General features: G+C 39.3%; 11 protein-coding genes. 4 read left to right on the forward strand and 7 right to left on the reverse strand.

The features are described from left to right. The first annotated feature begins 95 nt into the window (after positions 1-95). On the forward strand, positions 96-614 hold the full coding sequence (locus tag H5201_RS14890) for a hypothetical protein (protein ID WP_182784998.1): 519 nt from the start codon (positions 96-98) through the stop codon (positions 612-614). Between the two features lie 343 nt (positions 615-957). On the opposite strand, the gene H5201_RS14895 is transcribed toward H5201_RS14890, so the two are convergent. The 3 genes from H5201_RS14895 to H5201_RS14905 form a co-directional block, all read right to left on the reverse strand. After that, positions 958-1,389 (reverse strand): hypothetical protein, encoded by a 432-nt coding sequence (locus tag H5201_RS14895; protein WP_182718794.1) that lies wholly within the window; start codon positions 1,387-1,389, stop codon positions 958-960. A gap of 310 nt (positions 1,390-1,699) precedes the next feature. Then, positions 1,700-2,716, reverse strand: coding sequence for a lytic transglycosylase domain-containing protein (locus H5201_RS14900; protein ID WP_149980391.1), 1,017 nt, complete (start codon positions 2,714-2,716; stop codon positions 1,700-1,702). A gap of 4 nt (positions 2,717-2,720) precedes the next feature. Beyond that, positions 2,721-3,002, reverse strand: coding sequence for a YcgL domain-containing protein (locus H5201_RS14905; protein WP_145235637.1), 282 nt, complete (start codon positions 3,000-3,002; stop codon positions 2,721-2,723). A 169-nt stretch (positions 3,003-3,171) separates the two neighbouring features. Between H5201_RS14905 and minC the strand changes: the two genes are divergently transcribed. The 3 genes from minC to minE are packed head-to-tail and all read left to right on the forward strand — an operon-like array spanning position 3,172 to position 4,962. Continuing rightward, positions 3,172-3,876, forward strand: a complete 705-nt coding sequence (minC, locus tag H5201_RS14910; protein WP_145235640.1) for a septum site-determining protein MinC — start codon at positions 3,172-3,174, stop codon at positions 3,874-3,876. A 5-nt stretch (positions 3,877-3,881) separates the two neighbouring features. Continuing rightward, positions 3,882-4,691 carry a septum site-determining protein MinD gene (gene minD / locus H5201_RS14915; RefSeq protein WP_145235643.1) on the forward strand — a complete coding sequence of 270 codons (810 nt, stop codon included), beginning with the start codon at positions 3,882-3,884 and terminating at the stop codon, positions 4,689-4,691. A 1-nt stretch (position 4,692) separates the two neighbouring features. Beyond that, on the forward strand, positions 4,693-4,962 hold the full coding sequence (minE, locus tag H5201_RS14920; RefSeq protein WP_145235646.1) for a cell division topological specificity factor MinE: 270 nt from the start codon (positions 4,693-4,695) through the stop codon (positions 4,960-4,962). Positions 4,963-5,142: 180 nt separating this feature from the next. On the opposite strand, the gene H5201_RS14925 is transcribed toward minE, so the two are convergent. The 4 genes from H5201_RS14925 to H5201_RS14940 all read right to left on the reverse strand — a co-directional run bounded on the left by H5201_RS14925 (position 5,143) and on the right by H5201_RS14940 (position 13,289). Further along, positions 5,143-7,944, reverse strand: coding sequence for a TonB-dependent receptor (locus H5201_RS14925; RefSeq protein WP_182784999.1), 2,802 nt, complete (start codon positions 7,942-7,944; stop codon positions 5,143-5,145). Positions 7,945-8,234: 290 nt separating this feature from the next. Next, positions 8,235-9,194, reverse strand: a complete 960-nt coding sequence (locus tag H5201_RS14930; protein ID WP_149980228.1) for an isoaspartyl peptidase/L-asparaginase family protein — start codon at positions 9,192-9,194, stop codon at positions 8,235-8,237. A 94-nt stretch (positions 9,195-9,288) separates the two neighbouring features. Then, positions 9,289-10,350: an alpha-mannosidase gene (locus tag H5201_RS14935; RefSeq protein WP_310736945.1), complete on the reverse strand. Its 1,062-nt coding sequence runs from the start codon at positions 10,348-10,350 to the stop codon at positions 9,289-9,291. Positions 10,351-10,505: 155 nt separating this feature from the next. Then, positions 10,506-13,289, reverse strand: a complete 2,784-nt coding sequence (locus tag H5201_RS14940) for a discoidin domain-containing protein (protein ID WP_182785001.1) — start codon at positions 13,287-13,289, stop codon at positions 10,506-10,508. Between the last annotated feature and the right edge of the window lie 36 nt (positions 13,290-13,325).

Here is a 13,325-nt window from a genome sequence, read left to right on the forward strand (position 1 = left end):
TTCTAATTTGATTGCCGCAGAATACGTTGCGCGTTTTAATTTCGTCATTTTTTCACCCAAATTTGTATGCTTATTAGCATAACATTTCTTTCTTAATGGGTGGCCAAATTAACTATGCCACTACATACAGAGTACCAAAGAGTGAGCAGATTAGGTGTGATGATCAGGAACTCAAGAATTTAGTCTCCTTACACATATCGAGTCTTCGACCAATCCTTTTAGAGGAAGACTATAATGCCGAAATTATTGCCTTTATTGATAGCGGCTTTCAAGTTGAAATTGCTCCATCAGGTATAGAATTCCCTGATACATCGGATAACGAACTATTTGGTGTCCTTTATGAAGCGATTGGTGAGTATTGGATTGATAACTTCCCCTATGACAGGGAGCATTATGAAGTCTTAAAAAACTGGGCAATCTACCTTACTAAGTGTGACGAAGTTGCAACTTATTTAATGTGGCCTTTTTTGTCGAACGAAAAAGACCTAGCCCCTTGCACAATGGATGCTGGTGCTAAATTATGGAAGCTTGGTTGTAGAGATCGATTTTGGGTTAAAGATTTAGACTACGTAAGTAAAGTAGTTTATGTAAGGCCACCATGGCTAGACGAATAACCGCACATAATCGGTTAGCCGGAGGTCTCTAACCTCTAGACCACTCGATTCTAAACGCCTATTTTTGGTACTGGTGATATCACATGCTATGGCGAGTCGTTGGCTGATAAGCATTGGCTATTAGGTAATAATATCCCCAACTTCGTGAGTCTAGAATCTGTGTTACTCTAAAGCGGAGTTTTTCAAGTTAGTTGTCGCCTCAAGTTAGAGGCGACAACATTCTGACACAGGGGGCTACTAACGTCTTGATAATTATGTATGTGAGAATGCAGTATAGATAAAAGCCCAGATATAATTTCAAATGAGCTTTATTGTGTGAGTCTGTTAAAAAACGAGAACGAATTTATTCAGAATACGCTTTAATTAATTTATACAAAGTTACTTTTGTTTTAAATATGCTGGCATCATCGTGACGAAAAATACACAGCGTTTTACTATTGTGTCTATCTAAAAATAGCAAATCACCTTCGGTATTTTTACCAATAGTGAGACTTGCAGATAACATCAACATGGACCAACCGTGCCCTTTTTGATCATAAACAGTCGGACCTAAAACATCTTTTAATGTGTTTGCATATGCTTTTAAGGCGCGAACTTCGCTAACTTCCATGTCATTTATGTTAGTTAACTCAATCATCTTCTCAAAACTTAACAGTTCAAACTCTTCACCTTCTACGGTAACGGTTCTCTCTTTTTCTTTAATGAAGTTACAGTAATTTTTTGCAAATAAATTCTGCGCCAGATCAACTGTTTGTAAGATTAAATTTTCATCCATATATATCCTTATTGAATATTTTTAGAGTTTTGCTTTGGGGTGTTAGCTGATTTTGCAAAAGTATTGATAGCCTAAAAGAACAAAAGACGTCAAATATTATCTTCAGACATCAAAATAATTGACCCAGCCCTTATTGCACAAAACGTTTAATATCTTATCTATAGCGCAGTGTCTCTTAACTTCGATGTGAATAATTCACTTAAAAATATTTTGCATTGATGTTTTTTACAAACGCAAGCGCGAGATAAACTCGCGCTTTCTGTAAACGCCCTAGTACCTAATTACCTAGAGCCTAGCACCTAATTACTTATTAAATCGCTGGGTAACCAATGCGATCAGACAAGTAACCAACACTGGTGGCAAAGTAATATGAGCGATTCCAATGCATTAACGCTTTGTAATTATCATAAGCTAAATACATACGGCCATTCATATCATCAGGCATAACCAATGCCGCCGTTACATCTACGGCTGGTAAATCAGTACCATCCATTTTACGTACACCTAAAGCTTGCCAATCAGCTAACGAACGCTCTGAATCAGCCCAAAACTCTAACCATTGAGTACGTGTTTTAGTGCCACGTTGCAATACATAGCTAGGTTCGAAGCTCTGTGGTAACTTAATTTGACGACCCCAAGTAAGATCACTATTCCAGCCAGCTTGCTTTAAATAGTTAGCTATTGATGCAAAGGCATCAACTTGGGTAGTCCAAATATCTTTTCGACCATCTTTATCATAATCTACCGCGTAGGCATTAAATGAGGTTGGCATAAATTGCGTTTGCCCCATTGCACCTGCCCATGAACCATTGAATTTATCTAAAGTAATGTGCCCTTCCTTTAAAATATCAAGCGCGGCCCATAGTTGGTTTTTATACATAGTTTCGCGACGGCCATCAAAAGCCAGCGTGACTACCGATGAAATAACGTTGTGACCACCTTGGATTTTACCAAAATTACTTTCAAGGCCCCATAACGCAACAATAAAGCGTGCCTGCACGCCGTACTCGGCTGCAATTTGTTCTAAAATATCTTTATTTTCAGCGTATAGCTTTCGTGCACGGTCAATTTTCCATTGTGGCACACGCTTTGGTAAGTAAGTCTCTAAGGTTTCTTTAACTTCAGGCTGATTTTTATCAGCAGAAATTACCTTTTCTTTAAAGTGTGCTGTAGCGAAGGCATCTTCAATTAATTGACTATCGTAGCCTTTTTGTGCTGCTTCTTGTTTTAAACCTGCAACATATTCATCAAATTGTGCTTGGGTCTTGGCCAGTGCCGATGTACTGATACAGGCACTACATAAAATTGCAGCCAATTTAGTCATTATATGTTTAGTCACTATCAACTCCATTTTGTTTTCTATGCTCAGCTAGTAAGTTAGCTTCAGGTGGCGGTAACTGGAGATAAAACCCGACATCAGTTAATGATTTCTCAACTAAACTTAAATCAGCCCCGCCTAAATGCGTTCGTTTTGCTAAATTAATTAACATTACGTAATGAGGTTGACCGAACATAGCCATTAAAGGTTCCGGTACCTTGCTAAAATCATCTCTTTTTTCTACAAAAAGGAAGGTATCCGCTTTTTTCTTACTTTTATATACCGCAGTCAGCATTATGACCCTATAAAATCTTGCTTAACAGTGCTGCACACTATAACATGAGAGTCATAATAAGTTAGAAAAATTAGATTAGAAATTTCACCTTATCCATATAAACACAGGCCTTATTCAGCCTGCGTTTATCTAAAATTGATTTCTGATCACACTATTCAATTGAGCGTGTATGTCGGACCAAACTTTTGAGCTAAAAGGGAATCTTTTTACGTTATCAGTTTTACATCTTTATAGTACTGATATAAACCTGTTAGCTGAGCAACTGTATATAAAAATTGCCCAAGCCCCTCGTTTTTTTGAGGGTGCTCCTATTGTTGTTAATTTAATTGAGATAAAAAATAATCTTGTTGATTTTGTTCATCTAAAGTCTTTATTAGAACGAATGAACTTTAATGCTGTTGGAGTCTGTAATGGCTCTGATGAGCAACATACGCAAGCCAAAGCCGCTGGGCTCTCAGTTTTAAATTATTCACAAGACGTTAAGAGTGAACCTGTTACAAAGCAGAGTAATACTTCAATTGTTGAGAAAACAGTTTACTTACCTGCCCAAGTCATCAATGGCACAGTGCGCTCTGGTCAACAAGTGTATGCTAAAGACCGTGACTTAATCGTCATTGGTGCGGTAAGCCATGGTGCAGAAGTGATTGCTGATGGCAATGTACATATTTATGGCACATTACGTGGTCGTGCAATAGCAGGCGCACAAGGTTACAACGAAGCACGTATTTTTTGCCAAAAATTAGAAGCAGAACTTGTTTCTATCAATGGCAACTACTGGATCAGCGATTCTCTGCAAGGTGAGTTCTGGGGCAACGCTGCACAAATCCAACAAAAAAATGAATCATTAGAAATTTCAGCTTTGGTTAAAGGATAAATCTTATGGCAAAAGTCATTGTCGTTACGTCAGGTAAAGGTGGTGTAGGTAAAACTACATCAAGTGCTGCAATTGGCACAGGTTTAGCACTTAAGGGCTATAAAACAGTCATTATAGATTTTGATATCGGTTTACGTAACCTTGATTTGATCATGGGCTGTGAACGTCGCGTTGTCTATGATTTTGTTAACGTTATAAACGGTGAAGCAAATTTAAATCAAGCACTTATCAAAGATAAACGGGTAGATAAATTATTTTTATTACCTGCTTCACAAACTCGCGATAAAGATGCTTTAACTCGCGAAGGTGTTGAACGCGTATTAAACGAGCTGAAAAAAGACTTTGATTATATCGTCTGTGATTCGCCAGCAGGAATTGAAGCCGGCGCTATGATGGCAATGTACTTTGCTGATGAAGCAATTGTAACAACGAACCCTGAAGTTTCATCAGTTCGCGATTCAGACCGTATTTTAGGTATTTTGCATAGCAAATCTAAACGTGCTGAAGAAGGACTTGAAAACATAAAAGAACATTTATTACTGACTCGCTATAACCCAGAGCGAGTAGCTAAAGGTGAAATGCTGTCAGTTGAAGATGTGCAAGATATTCTTTCTATCGAATTGTTAGGTGTAATACCTGAATCACAAGCGGTATTAAGTGCATCAAACTCAGGCCAGCCAGTTATATTAGATACAGAGTCTGATGCTGGGCAAGCTTATGCCGATGCAATTAATCGCTTATTAGGTGAAACAGTCGAATTTCGCTTCTTAGATGTAGAAAAGAAAGGTTTGTTCAAACGGATATTTGGAGGTTAACGTGTCACTACTTGACTACTTCCGCTCAGAAAAGAAAAATACAGCGTCACTAGCAAAAGAGCGATTGCAGATCATTGTTGCGCATGAGCGCTCACAGCGTGGTACACCTGATTACTTGCCACAATTGAAACAGGATATTCTTGATGTTATCCGTAAATACGTCAACATCAGTAATGACGCGGTTCAAGTCCAATTCGATCAAAACGAAGATGACTTAGCGGTATTAGAACTCAACGTCACTTTACCTGACGAAGAGAAAGAAAAGAAATAACTAAAAGGGCGCTATTACAGCGCCCTTTTCACATTTTAATAGCATAAAAAATCTAATGCTTATTTTTACTACTTAGCTTTATTATTTAATTAAAGTCTGATTAATAAACCTTAAAATTTAAATAAAATAGGCATCCCAACTAAAGAATACCCTTTAAATTTATATTATAAATTATAATTTTTAGAAACTATAATTAGCACCTAAATAAAAGCGTCGTCCTGAATACTGGTTATAAGTAAAGCGATTACTTTGTTTCCAATAACCTTCTTCAACTTCCTCAGTTAAGTTAACCACAGAGGCTGTTAATGACAACTGCTCAGTCAAACTATAAGCCGCATTAACATCTAACTGACCATAATCTTTCGTATACATGTTGTAACCTTTATGGATGCCATTTGCACGATCATCTTTCCAGTTATAAGATGCCCTTACACTAAAGTCATCATTTTCAAAATACACTGAAAGATTATATTGGTGTTTGGCTGTTCCTGGGATTTCAGCATCTGTTTTTTCACCCTCATTGGTAACTTCGCTGGTGCTAGTGTCCGTAAATGTGTAGTTAGCTAAAACACCAAATCCACTTTCAAATGAATGTTGGAAAAAAAGTTCTATACCTGTTGACTGAGCTTCACCTCCCCCCACTTTAGTATTCATTTCCACTTCAATCGGCCCATTACAGCAATCGTGCTCACGTTGTACAATTTCGAGAGAAGAAATAGGCAAGTTAGAAATATCCTTATTGAATAATGTAGCACCCAAAGCAGAGCCGTCACCATAATACCATTCAACGCCTAAATCGAGCTGATCTGACAGCATAGGATCTAAACCTGTATTAACCGAAGTGCCTCTACCACGCCCAGTCCAAGAATCGGGTGAGTTTATATTAACCGGTGGCCCATACGACTCAGCTTGGCTCAAATCTGAATAACTGACACGTGACATAGCGCGTGCTGCAGCAAAACGCACAACAATATCATCGTTCACATCCCATGCTAAATTCAAGCTAGGGAGCCATTCCCCATCGTCACTTGAGCGCTCATTAGGGGCCGTATCATTACTATCTTGGCCTATTACATCATCATAAGTTAATGTACTTAGTTCAGTATTAACGTAACGAACGCCAAAGTTCCCCCTCAAATCACGCCATTGAAAATTACTTTGTGCATAGACCGACCAAATATTTTCCTCTAAGGTATACGTTCCAGATAATGTTGGAACTACAGTTGGGCTAAAGTTATTTAAAAGATACTGTTCTAAAGCAGCGAAATCAAAGGCAAGGAAATCAAAAGCACCAGTGTTTCCGGCACTGTTATCAATAATGGTATCACTTACTAAACTTTCTGCGTCTGGATGAAAGTCAGGATTGTGAAACCATTCATTACCAGATAAATAACCTCGGTAACCACCGTTATCAGCGATGCCATCATCCCAACGAAAATCATTTCTTATACCTTTAATTTCATGTTGTCGATACTTTGCTCCGACAAAAAAACTGGTAAAAAAATCACCATCAAAATCTATTTTAAGATCCGATTGAATGTAATCTTCAGAGTCTTTATTTTCTGATGAATAAGAATCAAACCAATCATAGTATTGGTATGCTTGTTTATCTTTTGATAAATCTGTGGAAACTTCGTAGCTAGGCTTACCATTTTCTATATTAAAAAACCAACTGTTAACTGAACCTTGGCGAGCATCTATGTTTGCGTAAGTTTCTTTTGATGTACCACCTTTAGCTTCGGTATGACCAACTTGGACTGAAAGTGAATAACCATTTCCATAATAAGTCGCATCAAAATCAAAAGAGTTTGATTTTGATTCACCAAAACGTTCTCTTGCAGTCAATTGAGGTGATAAAAGCCCACGCCTTACTGGAACACCATCGTTAACATCAGCATCCCCAAAATTATTATCATTTAATAGACCATTATCTGCATTTCCATAAGCAACAACAGTGTCTTCATCTAGCTTAACCCCGAAATATGGATTGTGATTATCATTCCATTCAGCGAAAAACACTTCTTGTCCAGTTTGATCATAACCAAGCTTAGCGCCAAAATAGTTAAAATTTAGGTCTAACCTATCTGTTGGCATCCATTGGATAGCAAGCTGATAACCATCACGTGTTCGATCTTGGTTAGCATTTTTTACATGCATACCCGATGGTGCCCACACATTGTTATAAACCTCACCTGTTGCTTGATCGACAATTGCTGACTGATCTGCACCTTCAACTGTATCTGAGTAAAAACGCCAACCCGACGCTACATTAGAGACTGTTGTAACAGTTCTATCTTGTCGTGTATAGCCGGCTAAAATACCGAAACTTTCATCATCATTCTTCCATGAATAAAGTATATTAAGTTGAGGTTGTAAGTCCTCAGAAACATCATCGTAAGTTGCTTCAACACTTAAAGCGCCTGAATTTTGATCCATCTCAAGAGGCTTGCGAGTATTTAAAATAACAGTCCCACCAATCCCCCCTTCATCTATACGCGCTTCTGCACTTTTATAAACTTCCACGCTACTAATCATACTGGCTGGTAATAGCGCATAATTGAAGCTTCTACTCGGTACGCCTGTATCTGATGAAGCAAGGTAATTACCATTGAGTTGGGTTAGTGTCCAATCTGGAGATGTGCCACGAATACTGACTCGACTGCCTTCACCACCGTCGCGATCAATAAGTACACCAGGAACTCGCTGTAACGAATCTGCGACGTTCTTATCTGGAAATTTACCAATATCTTCAGCTGTAATTGCATCGACATTTGCTGTAGATAGCCTTTTAATCGCAAGGTTTTGTGCTGCTGATGAGCGTATTCCACGAACTTCAATCACTTCAAAGTCATCGTTATTTTGATTATCTTTTTGATCTGCATACGCGACATTGCAAGCAGCCATTAATGCTAAAAATAATACTGATCTATTAAATTTTCGTGAAAGTTCAGTTGATTTATTAATGTTACTATAATCAGCCATACCAATCTCCATCATTGTGTGTGTTATATTTCACTCAGCAAATTTCTAGTTACGTCGAGTGATTTATTATATCTTTACAGCCACTAACTCATGCGGTTAATAAATTGTAAAGGTCACAGTTAGGATAAGGTTACTGTATATAAAGTGATAATATATTTTCGGTGTGAATCAGTATAAAATCGGCGTAAACCACAATAAAAAACAATTTAAACGGTAAATATTCACCCTTTAATTTATATAAAATTATTCAATAAAATCATAATTAAAAATTCCGTTAGTTCCTTAATAATTCACAAAATACTCGCCGCATCTAGTAATTTACTTCCTGTCTTAGAGGTTACTGCATAATTAAAACCAGGTTGAATACAATAAGAGCCATATTCACCAGATTTACTCAAGGCTAAAAAACCGACTTGAAACTGTTTATAATCACCCAGCTTATGAGCAATTCGCTCAACTGCGGCCTTACACGCTTGAGTAGGTGTCATACCTTGGCGCATCATTTCAACTACTAAATGGCAGCCTACCGTTTTTATCATCAACTCGCCCATGCCCGTTGCCGTTGCAGCACCGACTTCATTATCAACGTACAAACCTGCACCTATAATGGGCGAATCACCTACTCTGCCAGACATTTTAAAGGCCGCGCCACTAGTGGTACACGCCCCAGATAAATCGCCACTACTATCAAGCGCTAACATGCCGATTGTGTCGTGGTTTTCAATATTGATCACGGGCGCATATTTTGATTCCACCAGCCAATCTTGCCAGGCCTTTTTAGCTTGCGGGGTTAATAAGTTTTCTTCTATAAACCCTTGTGATTTAGCAAATTGCAGCGCCCCTTCACCTACTAACATCACATGCGGGGTGTTATCCATCACTAACCGGGCAACCGAGATGGGATGCTTAATATGTTGTAAACATGCAACAGAGCCGCAGTTTTGATTTTCATCCATAATGCAGGCATCGAGGGTAACGTTCCCTTCTCTGTCTGGATAACCACCATATCCTACTGTCATCACATTCGGGTCTGCTTCAGGAATTCGCACACCGGCTTCCACAGCATCAATGGCTTTACCATGCTCAGCAAGTACCTGCCACGCGGCTTTATTAGCCGCTATACCATGTTGCCACGTTGAGACGACGATAGGCTTATTAACTTTACTTTTAGCTACTGTCTTAAACGGTATTAATGCAACAGCACTTGAAATAGCTGATAACTTTAAAAAGTCACGTCTGTTAGTGATCATTATTGTTCCTCATTAAATTTGCGAGCATCGGCTGTAAATCAAAAGCAAGCGATTTAATTTAACCACGACTTGCATATAGGGTTGGTATATCTGTTTAATCTTTAACTGAGCGTATATTTAAAGACTGTTGAAAACGTTCACTCCAATAATGAGTTCGTTTTAAATAGTAATCAGCAGCTAAAGGGCCGTAATCAAGATACTTATAGTCACCCACTTGCTTCTCAATCGCAGGCTCGATCTGAGTCCCTTCGTGCCATTCATTAAATGAGGTCACTCCGATAAAGGTTGGAGCCACTGCAATTGCTTTTTTAAACATCGTGTCGTAGTACTTTCCAGCTTCGCGTGCTCTGAAGTTTTTTTTGTTCCACGGACGAATCCTATCGTCTGCATACCCAGGACCGACACTTGGAATAAATAGTTTATTATGTTGCTTTGCCCACTTAGCTAGGTATGGCCAGTTTTTAGTGGTACTGCCATAAACAAACCCATCAACAGCAAAGTAGGTATAAAAGCCATCCATACCACTGTTTAAAAAGAATGACTCCTCACCTTCATCAACCCACAGCCCTATAAAGTTAGCATCATACGTTTTACCTCTGACTGTTAATTCGCCTTTTGGTAGCAACACTTTCTGCCATTCACTGATTGGCATTTTGTATGAGTCATAAACATAATATAATGGCTTGCCTTGGTAATGATATAAAGCGGGATGTTGCCCAAAGCGCTGGTCTAGCTGTTTTACTACCTGTAAAAATTCAGCTGCACTGTGATAGATAGGTTCAATATGGAAGTTAACTTTAAGGCCGATTTTAGCGGCTTTATCCATAAAAACGGGCACTGAACTGGTACCAAAATCGCTATCACCCCACCAACTTAATATAATTACGCTAACCCCTGCTTGCTTCATCATCGCCAAATGTGTATCCATAATTGCTTCGTCGTTTGCACTGTAAGTACCTAATTCAGGATAGAAATTAGCACCAATGTCATCGCCGCCTGGGTAGCCTTTACGTCCCACAATAGGTTGATCACCGTAAGGTAATACCTGATGATCCCAGTGCGCCCATTGACCATCAACTTTTAAGTTGCCATACCAACTGTAATAAAAAATATGCAGCCCACGCTGTTGAGATCCGGCTGCAGATTCAGCAGTCACATAAAAACTGCATAATAAAAGGCTTATTAAAATGGCAGAGCACCTTTTTAATCGCGAAAGTTTATTCTTAAACAACATATTATTTACCGTTTCACCTAAAAAATAGGTAGCTTGGAGCGCTATTTAGCACTCACAAGCTGCCAAAAAAATCAAAACTAAAATGGTTGCTGTGGGCCTATTAGTTCGAGTTCAGAAACTTGAACTTGCTGGGCATCGCCATTGTTAGCACTAATACTTAAGCGATATAAGCTAAAGGCAAAACCATTCCCTATTGTAAAGAGACGTCGTTGGTTTAATTGTTCAAATTCCTCGTCTTTAAAGCTCGCTATTTCTAACCATGTTTTACCGCCATCATTTGAGCCTTGTAAGGTGAAGTTTTTCGGATCTTTGTTGTTACTATCACTGCCATTCGTGATTGCGATATTAGTGACAATCTGTGCTTGAGGTAATGCAACATCAAGCCATACAGGCATAGTTTCAGTGGCTGCCGTCCATATAGTCGCTTTATCATCATCCGTTGCATTACTTTCTACCACTCCCTCTTGCTCGCCAGTACCTGCAAGGACTGATGAGGCAGTTGCAGAATGATCAACTGAAGCAACCTGCGGACCTATTAGCTCGATCTCTGCTATTTGCATCAGCGTATCGTCGCCACGGTTTTTAGTTATATTGAAGCGATAAAAACTAAAACCTAAATCGTTAGTAAAAGTGAAAACACGTCGTTGAAAACGCTGCTCAAAGTTCTCACCTAACCAAGCACCAAGTGTGATCCAATTTTCACCATCATTTGACGCTGCTAAGTTAAAGTTTTGCGGATCGCGTGAGTCAGCATCGTTTGCACTTGTTAGTGCCAGCTTATTAACCGCTGTCGTAGTAGTGAACTGTACCATTGCCCAAGATGGATTTTCAGCGCTTGGCGCGCCAGTCCAATCATTATGGTCCAACCATTTGCTATCAACATCACCATCGAACGCTTTAACACCCGCCTCACCATCACCAATCTGATTACGAACAGTAATTATTGCATCGGCTGATAACGCATGATTTAAATCTGCCACTTTAGGTCCTACCAAGGCAATCTCAGCAATTTTTACCCCAGCGCCAGCGGCGGTTTTAGTTATGCTTAAACGATAGCTAGAAAATGCCAGTGTATTATTGGTCGCAAACGATAACCTTTCACCACGACGTTCAAATTTTTCATCTGAATAATCAGCTAAATGAACCCATGTTTGCCCATCATCATTACTTGCAGCAAGTGAAAATGTAGCGGGATCACCATCTGCGTTTTGAGCATCTGAGATCAGTACTAACTTATCAACGGCAGCGGCTTGTGCGAGCGTAGCTGTTATCGAAACGGGTACTTCAGTTGAAGGCACATCAGAGACCCAACTTGTGTCGTCATTATTATCAAATGCCAGTGCATAACTCTCACCTGCACTTGCAGATATTACAGCACTGCCAATTGGTTCTGCGTGATCAACACTTGCATTTATAGGCCCCACAAAAGCAATCTCTGATAACTGCATTAAACCATCATCACCTCTATTTTTAGTGATATTTAAACGATATGAGTAAAATTCTAAACCATTGTCAAAACGAAACTCACGTCGTTGGAAACGCTCATCAAAGTTCTCACCAATAAATTTAGCCAAGGTTAGCCAGTTTTCGCCATCGACAGAACCTTGAATATTAAAGTTTTGAGGATCTCGAGACTCAGCATCATTAGCACTCGTAATGAACACGCTATTAACAGCATCTTTTTCAGCGAAATCAACTTGGATCCAAGATGGGTCTTGCTCACTTGGCGCACCTGACCAATCATTATGATCAAGCCACTTGGTGTTCGTGTCACCATCAAATGCTTTACTTTCAGCTTCGTTGTCACTTATGCGATTACGAGCTGTGATCGTTGCTGTAGCAAGATTTTCAGCATTGGTAATTTCTTTAACAGGGCCACTAGATGCGGCACTTTCAAGAAAAGGGAGCGCAACATCAATGACATCCTCAGCTGATAGCGCTAATTTATCTAGGTAAGGAAAACCAGCAATGGTTTTCAACATTCGCTCACGCAATGGCTGTAAAGCGACTACATCCCCGTCATTGGCTAAGTTAATCGCGCTAATAAGTTCGTTAATAACACCCGCGACAGTTTCATCTTTACTAATACTTGCAAATACTGCGTTAGCTAAAGAAAGTTTAATAATATTAATGTCGGCCAATTGGTCAATACAATTACCTTCACTATCGCAATCTTGGCCTACTACAAAATTATCGTAGCTTTCGGCACTGATCAATTGGGTTTTAAATACATTGGCTTTACTGTCGATCCCCAGTGCTTTTAGTACTAAACGCGAGTTATCCGATAAAGCTAATTCATATAACTCACGCACAGCAACATTTAAACCATTGACAATACCTTGCTCAACTAAGTTAGTAGCGGTTGTAGTTAAAGCATTTACTTGAAAATTAGCGTCTGCTACGCCATCACTTGTGGATGCGAAAGGCACATCAACATATGTTAAAGTCGCTAACTGCAGGTCAGCAATCTCAGTGCCACTGATCTGTTCACCGATTAGGTGTTCAGCACAGCTGGGCGCATCACAGATCATCGTTGAGTTAGCATCCGTATTAACGGTCATCTTAAACATACCGTTAATACCAAAGCCTTGTTGACTTTCTATGCTCAGATTTACCATACCAGCAGCATCGGTTTGACTATTAGACGTCACCTTAATATCTGAGCCATTCATTTGCTTTACAGTGACCGTTGCAAAACCTAATGTCCCTTTCACTGCACTACCGGTAATATCAGCAGAGGTAATATCAATTTTTGCTGGGATATCAGTCGGATCCGGATCATCAGCACCACCACATCCTGATAGGCCGATCATTGCTACCAGCATAATGCTAGATATTTTACTAAGTTTGGGCTTATTCATGTTTATTCCTCTATACGATTTTGGTTATTTGTTCCG

Origin of the sequence: Pseudoalteromonas sp. SG43-6 (genome assembly GCF_014164365.1) — a bacterium.
Lineage (GTDB): Bacteria > Pseudomonadota > Gammaproteobacteria > Enterobacterales > Alteromonadaceae > Pseudoalteromonas > Pseudoalteromonas rhizosphaerae.